The sequence below is a fragment of the Thermodesulfobacteriota bacterium genome, assembly GCA_040757775.1.
In the GTDB taxonomy this organism is placed as follows: Bacteria; Desulfobacterota; UBA8473; order UBA8473; family UBA8473; genus UBA8473.
In genome coordinates this window covers 81072-99874 of sequence record JBFLWQ010000005.1, presented here as the reverse complement: position 1 = coordinate 99874, position 18803 = coordinate 81072, and the positions used below count along the sequence as shown (strand labels likewise).

Here is an 18803-nt window from a genome sequence, read left to right as displayed (position 1 = left end):
GTTCTGTCTGGATTCCGGCTTCCGCCGGAATGACGATCTATTTTCGTAGTAAGTCTATCTATTTTAGGTTTCTTTTAATTGCTTCCAATATTCTATTAGACATAGCTTCATCCCCCAGAATACCCACTCGTATATTTACCTTCGTCGCCGACTCGGCAAGTGAATTGAGTTTTATCCATATCCTTGTGCCATCAGATATCTCCGAATCAATTATTACAACAAGGTTATCCTTCTTTTCCGACGCAACAGGTAACTTGAAATCTTTTAAGGCGTCCAGCGTAGCACTCCGTGTTTGATGTATTGATGCCTGTAATGTTGTTTCCAGTTCTCCCTTATACCATATCACTCCTCCTGCACCGAGACCGGCACCACCCGCTATAAGAAGGGGACCACAACTGGTAATTAAAGTAAATAACCCCAAAAATACCAACAAAGCCAATTGTCTTCTTACCATAAATCTCTCCTTTATTTTTTATTCATCCCAGAACATACTGTGGGCAGCTTTTTGACAGGTTAGAAATTGAAATCACCAGACTGTATGTCAAGGCTGAATTTTTACCGCTGCACTTGACTCTTTTTACCTAAAGGTAGTAATTGGTTATGTGTTATTTTGTTATTGTTTCTACTATGGATATGTCTTTTTTTATCCATTCATTTACTATTGTCGCAACTTCAACGCCTTTTTTCTTTGAGAATCTTCTCAGTACTTCCATCATTTCCGGCTCGATGTAAATAGGTAGGTACAATTCTGCATCTGGACGATAAAACTTACCTCTCTCACCTTTGGAAAAATCGTATTCTTTTTTCATTTATTTTCCTCCCGATACTGTTTTGCCTCTTTTCTGGTTGCCTTGCGGGCAGAAATAATTCTAATCCTGCAACAGTCGGCATCCAACTGCTGGAAAGTATGTACTACAACCAACAAAATACCGTTCCTGTCAATTCCAATTGTAGCCCATCGGTCTTCCTGTTCGCCATGCTCACTGTCGAAGACGGCTATCATTCTTGGATCAAGAAAAATAGTGGATGCCTGCTCAAAACCAATTCCATGTTTTTTTCGGTTTGCTTTTGCCTTATTGGGATGCCAATCAAAATAGTATCGCACTTGCCACTCCCATTTATATTATACACATAACGAGTCCGCAGAAAAAGCCATGAATCAGCAATTGGAGACTTTGTAACCCACTGTTTTTATTGAATATTATTTTTTAAAAAATCTTTAAAATGGTCTTTTTCTACAGACTCAACGACCAAAATCAGCCAACGCTGGAAGCGGTCGGCTGGATTATCTCTTTATGCCAGTTCCTTTATTATGTGCCTTGCAAGGTTTTCATCTATCTCCTCATGCCTTGGGACGGGTTGCTTTTTGCCAGTTTTTGGATTTCTGTAAAGATCATGACGGCCGCCATGCCTTACAAGCACACACCCAGTCGAAGTGATTTTCTTGATAAGTTCTTTTCTCTTCATACCGTCAAAGCAAGCTCTTTTACTTCATGCTCGTCAGGAACATCATCCATCGCCATAAGCATATACGCATCCCTCATGTTTTCCTCAAGTTCCTCCAAGGTTTCTCCCTGTGTCATGATTTCAGGATGTTCCAGTAGCTTACCTACCCAAAACCTTTCACCTTTCCAGTAAATCATTTTTAATTTTGCTTCCATTTTCTCACCTCTAACAAACCATGATCTTTTTCCATAATAATATCATAAAGACGAGGAGCTAAAAATGCCACATCGGGGTAGAAAGGGGATGCTGGTGCCTCTCTCAATGCCGCGGTAGCCGCAAGGGAACTAAGAGAATAGTGTTCATATCCTTTACACGCACCTCACCTGCACCGTATTCGGTGACTTTCCCGTCCTTCAGAATTATGTGGTAGTCAGCGCGGTCCCATGCCCATCCAGTTACAAGGCGGTGAGTATAGGTAAAAACTTCATAATCACCGACTTTCTTAAATCCGTCCGGGTTTCCCAAGGTATTGATTACCTCTGCCTTTGCCATGCCTGGCGACATCCGCGACATCTTCTAGCCGGTCGTGGCACATGAAAACAGTAGACAACAAAGAAAACATACGAGGACGTTTCTCATGTCATGCCTCTTTCTCGATTTAATGTATAATGCGGCAGTTAAGCCGTGCCCCGAAGGGGCATTGGTCTTGAACTCCTTGTTCTCCCTGAGCGGAGCGAAAGGGAACAGGAGTTCCGGCTTAACTGCCGCATTCTCCCCGAGCGGATCGAGGGGAGAATGTAGAAGTTACCTGACGGTGGGAAGCGCAGCGAAACACCGGTCAAGTGGACTTACAGGTTCGACGTTCCTCTTTTTGAGCCAATTCGCCTCTAAGAGAGTTTAAGGTTTCTTCTAGATTTTCATAAAAGGGCAGTAAATCCTTTTCCTCAATTTTCACTTCCTCTAGTGCTCGTGGAGGTATAGCATCGTCATAAAATCTGTGCCATAATTCGACATACGTGCAAAATGGTTTGTAAAATTCTTTTGTGCTATTTTCCGCAAGCCAGTATTTTTTAGCGAAGTTATCAACCATTTGATCATATAATGGCAAAAGGTACTTCGGGAATCTCTGGTTTTCATCTTCGATCTGTTTTTTAAAAGGTTCAAAATGTTTTTCATGTTCAAGAAATGGCGTAGGTTGCTCTTCACATATTTTTCCCCATGCAGTTCCGCAGGCACTTGACAACTCAACCCTCAGTTCACTGCTTGCTCTAATACGCATTCTGAACCCCACCATGGGGGAATAGAATTCCGTCACCTGTTGACTAATAAAATCGAGTCTTTTTTCAAGGTTAAAACGCTTTAATGAAAAACGATACCCTACACGAGCGCCTAAAAACACAGCCAACAGTGTAATGAGAGAAGGAACTGCAATTTTCCCAAATTCAATGAGATTATTTAATAATTCCAATTGTTCTTTATTCAATTGTGTAAGGTCCCCTTGCATGGCAATTTATATATTTCTGACGTCCAACAAGTTAGTATCTAGTTTTCTGCACTTTACCACATAAGTACAAAAAATTACAAGTGCAAGCTGACATTTTGCTTAGATCGGACATTAAGGGGACAGGACAGATTTATTTATCGAACTACGTGAAATGAAAAGAACAGAAGGTTGCCTAAGCATTCAATCAAACCGACCTCTGGCCAGCAGTATCAAACTGAATTGAATAGGTACAGATGACCTCTCACTTTTTACTTCAGAACATTTAATCTTAAAGACAATTCTGCAAGCTGCTTGCTGTCCACCTTTGAAGGGGCTTCTGTCATTAAACAGGTAGCCTTCTGGGTCTTTGGAAAGGCTATTACATCCCTGATAGACTCGGCTCCGGCAAGTATCATAATCAGGCGGTCAAAACCAATTGCCATACCGCCATGAGGGGGCGCTCCATACATTAATGCATCCAGCAAGAAGCCAAATTTTGCCCTTGCCTCTTCTTTGCCAATCTTCAGAATTTCAAACATCGCTGACTGTAATTCCCTTTGATAGATTCTGAGGCTTCCGCCCCCTATCTCAGAGCCATTTAAAACAAGGTCATACGCCTTGGCCCTCACTCTGTCCGGTTCTGTCCTTAGTTTCGGTATGTCCTCATCAACAGGTGCCGTAAAAGGGTGATGCACTGCCGTATACCTCATTTCATCCTGATCGTATTCCAGTAAGGGGAAGTCTACAATCCATGTAAAGTCAAAAGTGTTCTGCTTAATAATGCCTAATCTCTCAGCTATATTGAGCCTTAACCGTCCCAATGCCCCGTTCGCTATCTTCGTCTGATCTGCTACCAGAAGTAGCATATCACCTTCAGATAAATTCATCCTTTCACAAAGGGCAGTTTTATCTGAGTCGTTCAGGAACTTGGCGACAGGGGATTGCCAGGTTCCGGATTCGTATTTCAACCATGCCAATCCCTTAGCACCATAGACCCTGGCAAGGTCCACCAGGTTATCCAGGTCCTTTCTGGAAAAGCCGGAACAACCCTTCGCATTCACTGCCTTAACAACCCCACCCTGCTTAACCGCATCTGCAAAGACCTTAAACTCGGATTTTTCGAATATATCAGAGACGTCCTCCAACTCTAACCCGAATCTGGTGTCCGGATTGTCCACGCCATACCTTTCCAGAGCATCATCGTAGGTTAGCCTCTTAAAGGGGGCTTTTATATCTACATTCAAGACCTCTCTGAAAACCAAGGACATCATGCCTTCTACGATTCTAAATATATCTTCACGGGCAATAAAGGACAGCTCCATATCTATCTGTGTGAATTCAGGCTGTCTGTCTGCTCTCAGGTCTTCGTCCCTGAAACACTTCACGATCTGAAAATACCTGTCGTAACCTGCTATCATCAACAACTGCTTAAATAATTGAGGGGACTGGGGTAACGCGTAGAAGTTGCCAGGATTTACCCGGCTGGGAACCAGATAATCTCTGGCTCCCTCAGGTGTGCTTTTAGTTAAAAAAGGGGTTTCGATCTCCAGGAAGCCCTTATTATAAAGATAATCCCTTATGGTCTTTGCGGCTTTGTTTCTCAAGATCAGATTCCCCTGGAGCCTTCTCCTCCTCAGGTCCATGTATCTGTATTTTAGACGGGTATCTTCTCCCACATCTGTATCTTCTTCAATGGGAAAGGGAGGGGTTTTTGCCTCGTTTAACACTTTCAGTTCTTTGACCAGCACCTCTATCTCCCCTGTAGCCAGATTGGGGTTTTTGGTCCCTTCGGGCCTTTTAGAGATGCTGCCTTTAATCGCTATAACGTATTCACTACGAAGCAGAGCCGCCTTCTCGTGGGAATCCCTGTCCACATCCGGGTTAAAGACTACCTGGGTAATACCGTACCTGTCCCGCAGGTCGACAAATATAAGACCTCCGTGGTCCCTCCTTCGTTGTACCCATCCCATTAGAGTAACTTCACTGTTTATATCATCCACCCTTAACTGACCGCAGTGGTGGGTTCTATTGAAACCTTCCATCGAATCACCCAATTACGACCTCCCGTTTTCCAATTCCCGTATTCTCTTCTTAAGCTCTACCATCTTCATCTCCCTGTCAACCGTTAGTTTGTGCCACCTCTCCAGCTCTTCCAGCCTTATCTTAATCTCATCTTCTAACCTTTTTCTCTCTGTAATATCTCTAATAGAGACTTGAATTGCAGGTTTTCCCCTATAATTAATGACTGTAGAATTTTTATCACGTATGCAAAAATAAAGGTCGTCAAGAACCAGACAACCAGCAAAAAGAAAACTGCATTTGAAAGAGGGGCTTTTACCCCAAACTTCAGGACATTAACCAGAACCAAGAAGAATATTAGTGTAACCCTTCTTAATACGATACTATCCCTGACTCTGTGTATCAATTCGTTGAAATAGGGTTCTATTCCGGACATGACACATCTCCTTCTGACCCCTGACTCCTGATTTCTGACCTCTGAATTTAACTCACCACTTTCTTCTAATAACATAATCAGCCGTTGCTAAAAGGGCTTGTCTCTCTGTAGAGGCATCAAACTCTTGCAGAAATCCCTTTGCTATTTCAATATAGCCCCCTGCTCGTTTAAAGGCATGGTCCACTCCTTTATATCGCCTGATCAGATCAATTATTGTTGATAACCCCCTGTCCCCATGGTTACTGGATTCAATAATATTTACAATCTTTTCTCTATCGGAGTGGTTGCAGACACTTAAGGTATATATTAATGGCAGAGTAATCTTCCCTTCATATAGATCTTTTCCAATAGTCTTGCCAAATTCTTCCTCAGTGGAGATATAGTCAAGGATATCATCCACCAACTGAAAAGCAATGCCGAGATTTAGACCGAAACCTTTTAATGCCTTTTCTTTCTCACCAGGGGCATTGCCCAGGATAGCCCCAACCTGACATGCTGCTGAGATCAAAACCGCTGTCTTCTCAGTTACAATAGAGATATACTCCTCTTCAGTAGTATGGGGGTCTCCATGTTTTAGCAACTCCATGATTTCTCCTTCAGCCAAACGGGTCGTTGCATCAGACAATACCCTCAATATCTTTAAATCACCAATAGACGTTAATAAAGAAAAAGATTTAGAGAAAAGATAGTCTCCAATTAAAACACTGGCTTCATTTCCCCACACAGAGTTAACTGAAGAATTGCCCCTTCTTACTTCAGCATTGTCCACAACATCGTCATGAAGGAGTGAAGCTGTATGGATGAACTCAAATATGCTGGCAAGGGGGATATGGCAGCTGCCTGTGTAACCACAGAATTTTGCAGAAAGGATCAATACCAAAGGTCTGAAACGCTTTCCACCACTTAGCAGGACGTATTTCCCCACGTCCGGTATCAATGAAACATATGATAACACATTTTTTGAAAGCTCGATCTCAACCTTTTGAAGGTCATCCCTGACTAAATCAAAAACCTCTTCAAGTTCCATCTAAACCCCGTATCAACTCAAATTATATAGAACGGCATAAAAATGAACCTCCCGGCAGCAAGCTGCGGGGTATCCAAAAATATTATAAATTTTCGCTATTCTGTATTCTGTCATTCCGTGCTTGACACGGAATCCAGTCTTTTAGTTTTCTGGATTCCTGCTTTCGCAGGAATGACTATTGAAATCCTGTAGCAAGTACAGGGAATTATCAAGTTAAATGCGCATATACCGCATCAAAAATCCGAATCACATGTTATACTGCCCTGGCTAAGGTTAACACATCTACCCTGCCTGTCCCCGCCTTTGTTAACACCCTTGCACATTCATTAACGGTTGCGCCACTTGTATAAACATCATCAATTAATAAAATACTCTTGTCCTTAAATCTACTCTTATTATAAAGGAAAAAGACCCCTTTTACATTCTTTTCTCTTTCTTCTTTGCTGAGATTAATCTGGGGAGACTCCCATTTAATCCTTTTAAGGTTCATGTAATCAATGGGAATCCTGTGTTTCTTTCCTATATACTTAGCCAGGGAAAGAGCCTGGTTAAACCCCCTTTCTCTTAATCTTTTAAAATGAAGAGGGACGGGGATTAAAAAGTCATAGGATTTGAAATCAATAGAACCAGGACGAGAACCCATCATAAGAGCACCTAAAGGCTTAGCCAGGATGGTCCTCCTGTTGTACTTAAACTCATGGATAGCCTCTTGCAACACCCCTTCATAAAATCCAACTGCTCTGGCTTTAGCAAAGTATACCCTGAAGGTTAAACAAGTCCCGCAAAGATGGTCTCTTCCTATATCAGAGTTAAAAGGTATGCCACATTTAAGGCAAATCGGAGATGAAATGTACCTTATACTAGAAAGGCATGATTCACAAATTCCCTGGGACCGGGTATTGACAATGTCTTTCTCACAGATAAGGCATCTTGCAGGAAAGAAGAAATCCAGGAAAGCATTAAAAAACTGCACCATAATTATACTTAGTTACTTAGCCGTTAACCTCGATTCTCGGAACATCAACCCAGAGGCCCTCTAAATCATAGAACTCTCTAATAGGCTCATAAAATACATGCACGACAACATCATCGTAATCTAACAGTATCCATTTCGCCGCAGAAAATCCCTCAACACCCAAGGGGTAGATTCCTTTTTTTTTCAAACTCTCCTCTATCGAATAGGCAATTCCCCGAACCTGACGATCTGATTTTCCACTGCATATTATAAAGTAATCAGCTATTGAAGACATCTCTTTTATTTCTAATACGACTAAATTTAAAGCCTTCTTGTCTAAAGCGGCATTGGCACAAAGAAGGGATTTCTCCTTCGAGTCTAAAACCATTTACCCTCCTTATTCTTATAATTATATAAAACTCTTATTTTATCCTCCTTTGATAGTCCTATATAGATGTTTAAATCAGCCACCATCAGCTAAAGCCGATGGTTTGAGGGTTCGAGTCCGCCAGAGGCGGAAAGGGGTCAAGAGATCAAGGGGAAATCTTTTCTTTACTATTCTCGAATCCTGGAATCCTCGACCTCTAGAACCCTTACGGTGCAAAATATCAAACTGAAGTCTTTCCGCCTCAGGTGGAAGGATTTTTCTCCCATTCTCCGAAGAAGATAATAAAAATATCAATATCATAGATTAATGTCAATCGTTTCTTTAATTACTTTTATTCAAATATCCAGCCAATCTGGCTTTTGATATCTTGTATTGTTTATTAATGTATCGATTATTCGGATCAAGAGCTATAGCAGCTTCAAAGTGTTTCCTGGCCAGATCCATACAATTACGTTGTTCCAAAACCGACGTGGCCTGAGGCTGAGAACTCGAAATCCAGTTTTCAAGAATATTGGTGATAACCAGGGCATAATAGATATGATAGTAGCCATCAGTCGGCTTCATACGGAGTGCCCGTTCAAATTGCTGTCTCGCATTCATCAGTGCTTCAATTCGGGATTCTTTTGTGTTGACATCTTCACTATAATAAGCCCTGTAATAGTACAGCTTTCCTAATTCATATAATATATCTGCATTACCCGGATCAGAGCGCAGCGCCTCTTTAAGGTAAAACTCAGCCAATTTTGCCAGGTTGCTATTGTACATTTTATCAGAAATTACTATCTTCAGATACCCTTTACCCATTTGATAAACATAATGAGAGTTGCATCCTCTTACCAGATGAAAACAAAGTAGTAATACTATAACAAATACTGAAGTCAATGACAGATATTTCTTAAATCTAACCAGGGGGAATCGGCTACATTTCATATATATGAACCTCATAAGGCCCAAAGTAATCTGCAAGTTTTCTTTCTTTTATAGAGAGTACCCTATTTTCAAATACAACATTTACCTTATCCTTTAAAAAAGAGCCGTACATCTTGACCTTTGCCGGCTTATCACTAACATTTACGGCTATGATGTACATCCCTTTCTTAATGACAAAAGGATGCTTTTTAGAAGGCATATTATCCACAAATTTCACTGTATAGTGAATATCTGAAGGCTTATTTTGAAGCTTTACACCTTCCAGATTTTCTGATTCAATCTCTATATCTAGTTCCTGATTTGCAGAAGGGGCAAGGAGTAACGGATAGATTTGATTTAATTCCCAAACGATCCTTTTAATCCCCTTCCAGTGCTCAGGGTAATCCCTTATGTTGTATTTCCCTCCTTTATAGGTATAGTAGAATATCCCCTTTGCTCCATGAACTATAGCAAGATAGGTAAGGCATCTCTCTTCCTCATAAGTAGGATTCCTGCCCCACTCCCTTTTATATTCCCCTACAGGGAAAGCCGACCAATCAAATGCCTGGATTACAGCAAGGATCGGCTTCTCATCGAATGTGGCTACCCTTGCTTCATCTATGGATTCAGAAAGCCAGGTTATGGGCATCTTAGGGATGGGATATGGGTCAACCATGAGTATATCCACTCCATCCCCATAGTCATATGCCTTTTTTGATCTTACAAGCACCAGGCTGGTTGGATGGGTAGAATCCATTTTATGGACATAGTCGTTTAATCTCCATATATAGCTTGGAGGAATCCCTCTTCCCTCTGGTTCATCAGCCAGATACCAGGAAAGTATACCCGGAGAGTTCCTGACCCTAGAAAAGAATGGGGTTATATCCCGTTCCCACACCTCGTCTGGAACCCTTATCATTAACTTCAGATGATGCCTTTCAGCTTCCAGTATAAGAAAACTTAAAAGACCCACATTTGAAGAGTATGCCTGTACACTGTTAAAACCAGCTTCTTTAAGTTCAGACAAGTCCTTAACATCAGCTCCGTAAATACCTATGGGGAAAAAATTCGCCAGCATTTCATTTGCCAGCCCCTTATAACTATGCTTTAAATTGCAGGTTGATGGACTTATGTCTGTTGACTGTTGACTTTCAACAATGAAATATCGAACATCTGAGGAGGCTATCTCATTTCTATTCTTGTAGACCTTTGTTTTCCAGTACCATTTCCCGCTTTTCAAATTCTCTGCTATCTGATGGGAATTTCCCTGGGGACTAAACCTTTCAAGGATTATAACATTCCTGAAATTCTCATCCTGAGAGAGATGTAACTCATTAGAAAGAATCATATCATCTTCAGGAAGCAACCATTCAAACCTTGGCATATCTCCTTTAAAGGTCTCCCCCTGTATAGGAAGGACAGGTTGTATAGTGAATTCTGTCAGATAGAGGTCATCGAACCATACCCTGTGACTCATTCCAGGACTTTTCAGGGAAAGGGTGGTATACTTATAGTCTCCAGATTTAATAAGCCAGCTTAACTTAATCCATCCTCCCCATGAAAAGAGTTCATTCAGATACAATTCTTTATCAAATATCGCAATCTCAGGATATTCTCCGTCTCTCCATCCATCCCGTTTGATTCTGAGGGAAAAGAGATAGTACCTGTTTGGTTTAATATCCTTGATCCTGCATCGCCAAACCCCTTCCCCGTATATAAATACCGCCTTTCCACCTTTGAGCACATGATTACCTTCATGCAAAAAACCTTCCCCCCCAGCTGTCTTATACCAGCAGTCAGGAATCCCATTTCTGTCAAAGTCTTCCTCAAAGCCGGGGTTAGGGATAAGGTTGGGAAACATCTCCCATGAAGTAGATGGCAGTAACACAAATATCATGGTTATTACTATTAGCAATAAACTTTTCACATCTCCCACCATATTTTAAAATCCCCTCAGTGCCTGAGAGTCTCTCTATGATGACTCCTCATGTGAACGGCAGCATAACTCAGCGCAAGTATGATGAAAAACAGCATTGCATTTGCCGGAATATGCATATTGAAGTCCACTGTGCTGTGAAACAGGATGGATAGAATCCCTGTTGTCCCACCTAGTGCCATGCCTACCACAAAAGGGTTCCTTCTCTTTGCCCATCTCTTCATAATTACAATAAGGAAAAGCAGAACCCCTCCAACAAGAAAGAGTGTCCCTGAAATGCCTGTATCTGAAAGCAGCTCTAAATAATCATTATGAGTATGCTCGAAAAAGAGATTGGTTTTTACTGTTTTATACCGAGGATAGATATATTCAAAAGTACCCAAGCCTGTCCCAACTAATGGGAAATCACTAACTATATTGATAGTATCCTTATAGACTACCGGTCTCAGAGGGCTGACTTTATCAGGCTCCCTCAGACTAGCCAGCCTGTCTAATAGCGGGCTAATACCCACCCAAACCAAAAATAAGGCAGAAACAATAAAAATGGAAATGAGAAAAACTGCGGTGCTCCTCTTTCTTCGCCTGTGATAAAACAAAAGGAAATTTACCAAAAAGAGTATGGATAACAAAAAACATATAATTCCACCACGAGAAAGAGACAAGAATAAGGCAGCAATCATGAGAACTATAACAAATATAAAAAGAATGTTCTTCGAGATTCGGGATTCAAGGGAAGCAATCCTAGCCCTCCAACTACCACCCTGGAAACTGGAAACCGGAAGATAGGAAATCAGAAAGCCGATGGCTAAAGGGATTACCATCTCCATATATCCAGCGAAGTGATTTCTATTGACATATGTCCCAAAAAAACCAGGAGGTTTTCCTTTCCAATATACAGATTGCCAGAACCAATATATTTTGTCTGTCCCGCTTGCCATCTGAATGATTCCCAAAAAGGCTATAATGGATCCCATTATTATTATAGCAACAACAAGTCGTTTTATCTGTTCCTCTGTTACCAGATTATTGATTATCAAGAAAAAGACCCCAATGTATGCCAATATCTTAAATAGTTCTGCCTTAGTAGTGTGTTTATAGATAGAGATTGGCATCCAATTTTGAATCGCGACTTGCGACTTGCAACTTGCAACTTCACGGTTTGTTGAGTTATCTGAGTTTATAAAGTTTGAGTTAATTGAGGAATGCCAGCTGGGAAGGGTCTGTTCGTATAGCTTATAGGTGTTCGGCGACAGGTATTTAATTACTGACGGTGGTAAGGGAAGCATCTGAAACAGGATTAAAACAATAAAAAGAAAGAATGGCAAAAGCAATGAGTAGCGAATCTCGATTTTCCTCTCCGCTACTTTCTGATTTACAAGGAATAATTTCAGAACCCACAATACAATCAGGAAGATAACAGTAAGTTCCATTACAGTGTAAGTAGCGACATGCACTGCTCCAAAGGCAAGAGGGGTAAATACAATTATGAAAATCAAGCCGCCTTCTATAATCCTGTCAAATACCTTAAGATTTGGAGCCATTTATTTAACCTCTTTTGATTTAGACCTTTACACAACCTAGCAATAGCTTTGAAGAAGTCACCTGAGAGCGAATTCATAGATTTTTTGGGGAACCCTTCTTAGCGAGCGGAATGTAGAAAATTCACATGTTTGACTCGCCAGAGGCGGGGAGTTTGTGAATTTTCAAAGGAGTGAGCTTAGATGGGTCAAAAAATGTATGCTGAAGCGAAAGGGTACTTCTTTAAAGCTCTCTGATCAATTTCCGTATTTTTGGATCTGTACAATCGCCCATTCTACCCTCTTTCTTACCTCCCTTTCTTCCTCCCCTTTATTCAACATCAATTCTAATTTCTTTATAGCCTTTCTGTCCCTTAATCTGCCGAGAGATTCAGCGGTAAAGGCTCTAACCCAGACTCTTGGGTCATTCAAAGCTTTAATAAGTGGTTTTAATGCCTTCTTGCTACCCAGAAAACCCAGTGCCAGGGCGGCAAAAGCCTTCACATCTTCATCATCTTCCCTCTGTACTATTTTAATTAACGGTTTTAGAGCACTTTCGTCTCCTAAGAATCCCAGGGCAAACGCAGAGGCTTTACGAACATCCTTATCTCTATCTCTTAAACTGTCGATCAAGGGAATAACAGCCCTCTTATCCCCTAAATAAGCAAGGGCATTTGCAGAAAATCTTCTAATTTCTTCATTTTTATCTCTAAGGAAGCTTATCAAAGGCTCTACAACCCTGTTATCTCTAATCAGACTACAGGCGAGGACAGACAATTTTCTAACCTTAATATCTCTGTTATTCAATGAATGAATCAGGAATTCATTCAGGTTCTTTTCCCCTTTCAGGGTATTAGAAAAGGCTAACGCATCTTCAGCTAAAATCTTTTCTGTCTCACCCTTACTATCTTTTATATCATGTATTGCTTTGATTGCCTTCTTGTTTCCGGGGTATCGTATTGCTAAAGCAGCATAATCAATCACCCCTCCCTTATCCCTTTTAAATGCCTTCAACAAAGGCTTTATCGTACTCTCATCATTCACTGTCCCCAGCGAGTTCGCTGCAAACATCCTGACCCATTCATCTTCGTCTTCTAATGCCTTAATTAAAGGGCTTAAAATCCTTCCGTCTTTAAAATTACCCAACCCCTTTGCCGCAAAGATCCTGACCATTTCATCTTCGTCGCCCAATGCCTCCACCATTGGCTCAATCACTTTCCTGTCTTTTCGGGTGCTCAATAACTTTATAGCTCTAACCCTTTTGCTGGTACTTTTACTTTTGAGCTCGGATATCAGGGTATCTGTATCTGGTGGCTTCTGGCTACAACCTGAAAAGAACAACAATATACACGAGAGGAAAATAATCAATAAACTTTTCATTGTATCTTATAAAGGATTCAAGGGGTGAAGGATTCGAGGATTCAAGTAAGTAATTAGTTACCTAAAAGGCAACTGGTTTTTTTCAAAATGTGCACGTCCTAATAAAACAATGTTGTCGATGGCAGTAGCTATAAGCTCTGAGCCCGGAAAGTAGCTGGAAACCGGGGTAACCTTAAAGTCAGATAACCCTGTCGCATTGTAACTCACGATAACCAGGGCATCTTTAAGAATACGGGGCAGGGTATTATCCTTTCTTTTTAAGACATCTATATAAGAGTGGTGGCTAAATCTGGTATAAGGGGTAGAAAATCTGAGTTTAAAGTCTCCTTTACTATCAATCGGTATCCGCAAGTTATTTATCTGAAGGTAACTATCAGGCTTTATCCTTATTGCATTCAGCTTAAGGTTGAGATAATCCAATGCTACCAAAAGAGGCAGAGAAGGATATGCTTTTCCTCTGTACATCATCAGAAGTGGAAATTGCGTTACCATCCCCCTTTGGGGTATGCTTATCATCCCCTTGCCATGGACAGACTTCACCTCTTCATCAGGAAACACATTTACAAATCCCACTCCTTTTGCATGGACAGACAGTCCTTCAATGGGGAGAAGGGCACCTCTGATATATCGTATATCTTCTGATATTGTCTTTTGATAAGATATTTTGAATCTGTCAAGCAGATTCATCCTTTCAATGACTCGAGGTTTCCCTTCAGTTAGAGGATAAAAGACCGATGCAAAAAAGATATTCTGGCTTTTCTTCACTGCATCTATTAAAACCTGATCCTTTTCAGGATACCTGGAATCAGGCTCAGAAAATATGATGTCAAAGATTATAGCTTTCGTACCATACTGGTTCAAGACATCTATTAACCTGCCATGTATATCCCTTGTCCAGGGCCACATCCCCAGCTCTTCTATACTCTTATCATCCACATCTACGATAACTATCCTACCCCATCCTTTATTACACAGGATGAGAAATACAAGTGCAAAAACTATTAATGTTGCCTTTTTAATACAAGGACTCGACACCATTATCACTTCAATGCCTTAGCAAAATTTCGTTTCTGTCAACTTAACTTACTAAGACGATTAGGCGTATATGTGGGAATAATTTCCTTTAAGGTGGTGATTATGGAAGGTGTGTCCTGAAGTCGCGCAAAGTTTTCCAGCTCTTCGATTTTCCTGAATAAAAATTCCTGTGAAAAGGGTTCTTTAATTCTGGCCTTGAAGATCTTTGGATGTTCAGTAGGCTCAACCCCCTCCTCTGCGGTCAAAAGCTCCTCAAAAAGCTTCTCTCCGGGCCTAATCCCGCTAAAGACAATAGGGATATCCTTCTCAGGCTCCAGACCAGAAAGCCTTATCAGTTCACAGGCTATATCATATATCTTTACCGGTTCACCCATATCCAGCACAAAGACCTCCCCACCCTTTCCCATGGTACCGGCCTGTAAGACTAAAATAACCGCCTCAGCTATCGTCATAAAATAGCGCTTCATCTCGGGGTGGGTGATGGTCAATGGGCCACCCTGCCGAATCTGTTCCTGAAACAGAGGGATAACGCTACCCCGGCTTCCCAATACATTTCCAAACCTTACAGCCATAAAGTGAGTTGTCTGTTGCTGGTCAATGTATGTTATCATCATCTCGGCCACCCTCTTACTGGCACCCATAACGCTTGTCGGATTAACAACCTTATCCGTAGAGATGAATACGAATTTCTCTACCCCATATTGATAGGAGAGCTTAGCCAGAATCTCCGTGCCCAGGATGTTCACCCTGACAGCCTCTTCAGGAAAATCCTCTACAATAGGCACATGCTTATAAGCAGCGGCATGAAACACTATCTGAGGGGCAAAATTCCTGAAAACAACACCCATCTTTTCTTTATCCAGAATGTCTCCCAGCACAGGATAAACAGAAAGATGCTGATAATGTTCTTTTATCTCCCGGCTGATATGAAAAAGGGCCGTCTCGTTACAGTCTAAAATAACCAGCAGTTTGGGGTCAAACAGGGAAATCTGTCTCACAAGTTCCGAGCCAATGGAGCCTCCTGCCCCCGTTACTAAAATCCGCTTGCCCTTTAAATTCCTTTCAACTTCAGCGTATTCAATCTCTACAGGCTCCCGACCCAGTAAATCTTCCACCTCAATCTTTTTTATATCCAGAATGCTGATATCCCTGGATATAATTTCTTTAGTACCTGGTATAACACGAATCTCATTTATTCCTGCTTTATAAAGGTAAGATACAATATCCCTGATCTCCATAGGGGAGGCTGAAGGCATAGCAATTACAGCCAATTCTATGTCCAACTTTTTTGAAATTCGTGTAATATCCATCCTCATCCCCGCTACCTCTACGCCTTGTATAGAGACCCTTTTTTTTGACGGATCGTCATCTATAAAGGCCACCGGCAAATACGGAGAATCTTTTGCTGTCTTCATCTCCCTTACAATCTGTACCCCTGCATCTCCCGCCCCAATTATCAGGGTCCTGCTCCGCCCGGCTACAGAGCCTCTCCTGACATAAATATAAGCCCTCTTTGAGGCCCTCAAGACCTCAACCATGATCAGTGAAAAGGCATAATCTATTAAAAATATCGAGCGTGGGAAGCCCAGTAAAGGCTCTCCATAAGCAAAAAACAAGATGGAGGCTGAGATAAGTAATAAGCTCAGAGTTTGAGCCATAAACACCTTTATGAGTTCGTAGAGACCTATATATGACCACGTAAATCGGTAGATCTGAAAAAAGTAGAAGACCAGCATCTTGATGCTTATAAACAGGGGGAGGGAGATATAAAAATGAACCAGATAACGATCGGGTATAATACCCTCAAAGCGAAGGTAAAAGGAAAGATAAAGAGCCATACTAAAAAGAATGGCGTCTGAAATCAAAAAGAATAAAAACCTTTTCAGGACTGTCTTCTTGAAAAGGGTTTTAAATAAGGGAGTTAGATTATACATGAAATATATTATCCCTAGCTAGTGACGAGTTACTCGTCACTCGTTACTTGTGACTCGTTACCCTCATCACCTTATCTATCGCCTTGAGCACATCTTCCATATCCTCTTCCGCCAAAGTAGGATGCACCAGAAATATAAGGGATGTCTCCCCCAGCTCCTTCGCATTGGGCAACCTCTTTTGACTTTTGACTTTTAACTTTTGACTGTTATTAAATGCCTTTTCCAGATATACCTCGGAGCAGTTCCAGGAAAAAGACGGAATCCCCTCGGCATTGATAGCCGCTACGATTCGGTCCCTGTCCCAACCGGGATTTAACCTCTCAGGGCGGATATACGAAGAATATCTGTAATATGAATTATAAACGTCTTCAGATGGTATGGCAACCCTTAAGGCAAAATATTCTTTGACTCCCTCTTCTAATATTTCGGCATTCCTTCGTCGGAGCTTTACCCAGTGGGGCAATTTCTTCAAGACCACCCTTCCGATAGCCGATTGCATCTCGGTAAGCCTTAAGTTTGTCCCGATGCTTTCGTGAAGCCAGCAAGCTTTGGATGAATCCGCCAGAGGCGGATATACCGCATCAAAACTCTTTCCATGGTCCTTATAGCTCCATGCCTTCTTAAATACGGCTTCATCGTTGGTAAGGAGCATCCCGCCCTCACCACCTGTAGTCAGTATCTTGTCCTGGCAGAAGGAAAAACAAGCAATATGTCCAAAGCTTCCGACAGGTCTTCCTCTATATTTAGCACCGTGCGCCTGGGCACAATCCTCGATGACGAAAAGCCCCTTTTTTTTTGCCAGATCCATAATCGGGCCCATATCGCAGGGCCAGCCAGCTAGATGCACACAGATAATGGCTTTTGTCTTAGGTGTTAAAACTGCATTTATAGTCTCTGCATTTATATTTCCGCTATTCAAATCAACATCGGCAAAGACCGGCCTCGCCCCTCTGATTACAATACAGCTTGCCGAGGCGATAAAGGTTCTGGGGGTAACAACTACTTCATCTCCATGACCAATACCCAATGCCATAAGGGCAAGCTCCAGGGCTACCGATCCATTGGCAACTGTCACCCCATAGTTACAACCAACAGATTCAGCAAACTCCTTTTCAAAAAGATGTCCTTCCTCCCCGGTCCAGTAATTGACCTTCCCGGATTTAAGCACCCTGGTTACTGCCCCGATTTCATCTTCAGAAAAATAAGGCCAGGGGGGGAAGGGCTTGCTTCTTACAGGAACTCCCCCATCAATGGCAAGCTTACTCATAATAAAAGTTCCCTCTTTAAACTCCCTCCTTTGTTATAACACATCTATTCTTCTAAAAACCCCAGTCTGAAAGTTCCAATGGTGCATATTATCCCTACAGAGAGGAGAATAAACAGACCGATCCTTAGGGTTGAAATATAGGAAAAAATCCCCAAAAGACCAAATACAGAACTTATAATCCAGCATACTCCTACTGCCTTTCTGTGGGAAAGGTGGTATCCTGTCATCAACCGGTTATAAAAATGACCCAGATCAGGTACGGAAATTGACTTCTTGTTAAGATAACGGCGGAGGATGCTTAGGGCGGTATCATAGACAGGCAACCCCAGAATCAGGACAGCAGCCAGTAAGGAGGACAGTCTATTTTGAGAGCTATTTATGCACAAAATTGCAAGTATTGCAAGGATATAACCCAGAAACAGGCTCCCTGAATCTCCCATGTAGGTTTTAGCCTTATGGAAGTTGTATCTCAAAAATCCCATGTTACTCCCCATCACCATTAAAGATAAAAGCGCACCAAAAGGGTTACCCTGTATCAAAAAGAGGGTGAGAAAGGAGGTTGATACCAGGATAGTCACCCCAGAAGCTAACCCGTCCAAACCGTCTATCAGATTTAAAGCGTTACAAGCTCCCAGGACAAAAAACAGGGTCAGGGGGACAGATATCCATAGCGACACAGCAATTTCCATCCTTAAACCAAAAAGTATTGGTATCAAAGCCGCCAAAAGCTGACCAGAAAACTTGAGTAAGGGTTTAAGCTCAAATATATCATCGAGTAAGCCTACCAGAAAGATTGCCATAGCACCAAGCATGACACCCAATACTTGAAGACCAATCTCCCCCTCTTTCAGGATAAGATAAAACAAGAGCGAAAGAAAAACCCCTGAAAATATTGCAAGCCCGCCCAGGCGGGGTGTAGGCTCTTTTTGAATCTTGACCTGACCAGGATTATCCACTACCTGCCAGATGTTAGCCAACCTTATGGTCAAAGGGGTAAAAAGGAATGATATTAAGAGTGAAATAAAAAATAGATACAAATTGCGCATTTTGCAAACGTCTCATTTTGATTAA

Annotated in this window: 20 protein-coding genes; all 20 read right to left on the bottom strand. The window is 41.6% G+C overall.

Annotated elements, in window-relative coordinates:
* Window positions 1-58: 58 nt before the first annotated feature.
* The 20 genes from AB1401_04955 to AB1401_04860 all read right to left on the bottom strand — a co-directional run bounded on the left by AB1401_04955 (window position 59) and on the right by AB1401_04860 (window position 18778).
* Window positions 59-454 carry a DUF3568 family protein gene (locus tag AB1401_04955; GenBank protein ID MEW6614795.1) on the bottom strand — a complete coding sequence of 132 codons (396 nt, stop codon included), beginning with the start codon at window positions 452-454 and terminating at the stop codon, window positions 59-61.
* Window positions 455-605: 151 nt separating this feature from the next.
* On the bottom strand, window positions 606-809 hold the full coding sequence (locus AB1401_04950; protein ID MEW6614794.1) for a hypothetical protein: 204 nt from the start codon (window positions 807-809) through the stop codon (window positions 606-608).
* Window positions 806-1105, bottom strand: coding sequence for a BrnT family toxin (locus AB1401_04945; protein MEW6614793.1), 300 nt, complete (start codon window positions 1103-1105; stop codon window positions 806-808). The genes AB1401_04950 and AB1401_04945 overlap by 4 nt, the downstream gene beginning before the upstream one ends.
* A gap of 188 nt (window positions 1106-1293) precedes the next feature.
* Complete coding sequence (locus AB1401_04940) at window positions 1294-1467, bottom strand: type II toxin-antitoxin system HicA family toxin (protein ID MEW6614792.1); 174 nt, start codon at window positions 1465-1467, stop codon at window positions 1294-1296.
* Complete coding sequence (locus AB1401_04935; protein ID MEW6614791.1) at window positions 1464-1661, bottom strand: type II toxin-antitoxin system HicB family antitoxin; 198 nt, start codon at window positions 1659-1661, stop codon at window positions 1464-1466. The genes AB1401_04940 and AB1401_04935 overlap by 4 nt, the downstream gene beginning before the upstream one ends.
* 103 nt (window positions 1662-1764) lie before the next feature.
* Window positions 1765-2010, bottom strand: a complete 246-nt coding sequence (locus AB1401_04930; GenBank protein ID MEW6614790.1) for a hypothetical protein — start codon at window positions 2008-2010, stop codon at window positions 1765-1767.
* Between the two features lie 274 nt (window positions 2011-2284).
* Window positions 2285-2929, bottom strand: coding sequence for a hypothetical protein (locus AB1401_04925; GenBank protein MEW6614789.1), 645 nt, complete (start codon window positions 2927-2929; stop codon window positions 2285-2287).
* A gap of 269 nt (window positions 2930-3198) precedes the next feature.
* The gene (gene aspS / locus AB1401_04920; protein MEW6614788.1) at window positions 3199-4971 is read right to left on the bottom strand and encodes an aspartate--tRNA ligase; all 1773 of its coding nucleotides are present in this window, start codon (window positions 4969-4971) and stop codon (window positions 3199-3201) included.
* A gap of 134 nt (window positions 4972-5105) precedes the next feature.
* Window positions 5106-5384: a hypothetical protein gene (locus AB1401_04915; protein ID MEW6614787.1), complete on the bottom strand. Its 279-nt coding sequence runs from the start codon at window positions 5382-5384 to the stop codon at window positions 5106-5108.
* Window positions 5385-5436: 52 nt separating this feature from the next.
* A complete protein-coding gene (locus AB1401_04910) occupies window positions 5437-6411 on the bottom strand; it encodes a polyprenyl synthetase family protein (GenBank protein MEW6614786.1) in 975 nt (324 codons plus the stop codon).
* Between the two features lie 253 nt (window positions 6412-6664).
* On the bottom strand, window positions 6665-7387 hold the full coding sequence (locus AB1401_04905) for a ComF family protein (GenBank protein ID MEW6614785.1): 723 nt from the start codon (window positions 7385-7387) through the stop codon (window positions 6665-6667).
* Between the two features lie 16 nt (window positions 7388-7403).
* The gene (gene rsfS, locus AB1401_04900; protein MEW6614784.1) at window positions 7404-7754 is read right to left on the bottom strand and encodes a ribosome silencing factor; all 351 of its coding nucleotides are present in this window, start codon (window positions 7752-7754) and stop codon (window positions 7404-7406) included.
* A gap of 321 nt (window positions 7755-8075) precedes the next feature.
* Window positions 8076-8684, bottom strand: coding sequence for a hypothetical protein (locus AB1401_04895; GenBank protein MEW6614783.1), 609 nt, complete (start codon window positions 8682-8684; stop codon window positions 8076-8078).
* Window positions 8674-10590 (bottom strand): DUF4962 domain-containing protein, encoded by a 1917-nt coding sequence (locus AB1401_04890; protein ID MEW6614782.1) that lies wholly within the window; start codon window positions 10588-10590, stop codon window positions 8674-8676. The genes AB1401_04895 and AB1401_04890 overlap by 11 nt, the downstream gene beginning before the upstream one ends.
* Window positions 10591-10616: 26 nt before the next feature.
* The gene (locus AB1401_04885) at window positions 10617-12140 is read right to left on the bottom strand and encodes an O-antigen ligase family protein (protein MEW6614781.1); all 1524 of its coding nucleotides are present in this window, start codon (window positions 12138-12140) and stop codon (window positions 10617-10619) included.
* Between the two features lie 234 nt (window positions 12141-12374).
* Window positions 12375-13496 carry a HEAT repeat domain-containing protein gene (locus AB1401_04880; protein MEW6614780.1) on the bottom strand — a complete coding sequence of 374 codons (1122 nt, stop codon included), beginning with the start codon at window positions 13494-13496 and terminating at the stop codon, window positions 12375-12377.
* Between the two features lie 57 nt (window positions 13497-13553).
* Complete coding sequence (locus AB1401_04875) at window positions 13554-14534, bottom strand: CHASE2 domain-containing protein (protein ID MEW6614779.1); 981 nt, start codon at window positions 14532-14534, stop codon at window positions 13554-13556.
* 35 nt (window positions 14535-14569) lie between these two features.
* Entirely contained in the window at window positions 14570-16465 is a 1896-nt protein-coding gene (locus tag AB1401_04870) for a nucleoside-diphosphate sugar epimerase/dehydratase (protein ID MEW6614778.1), read from the bottom strand.
* 43 nt (window positions 16466-16508) lie between these two features.
* Window positions 16509-17732, bottom strand: a complete 1224-nt coding sequence (locus AB1401_04865; protein MEW6614777.1) for a DegT/DnrJ/EryC1/StrS aminotransferase family protein — start codon at window positions 17730-17732, stop codon at window positions 16509-16511.
* A gap of 44 nt (window positions 17733-17776) precedes the next feature.
* Entirely contained in the window at window positions 17777-18778 is a 1002-nt protein-coding gene (locus AB1401_04860; protein ID MEW6614776.1) for an MraY family glycosyltransferase, read from the bottom strand.
* Between the last annotated feature and the right edge of the window lie 25 nt (window positions 18779-18803).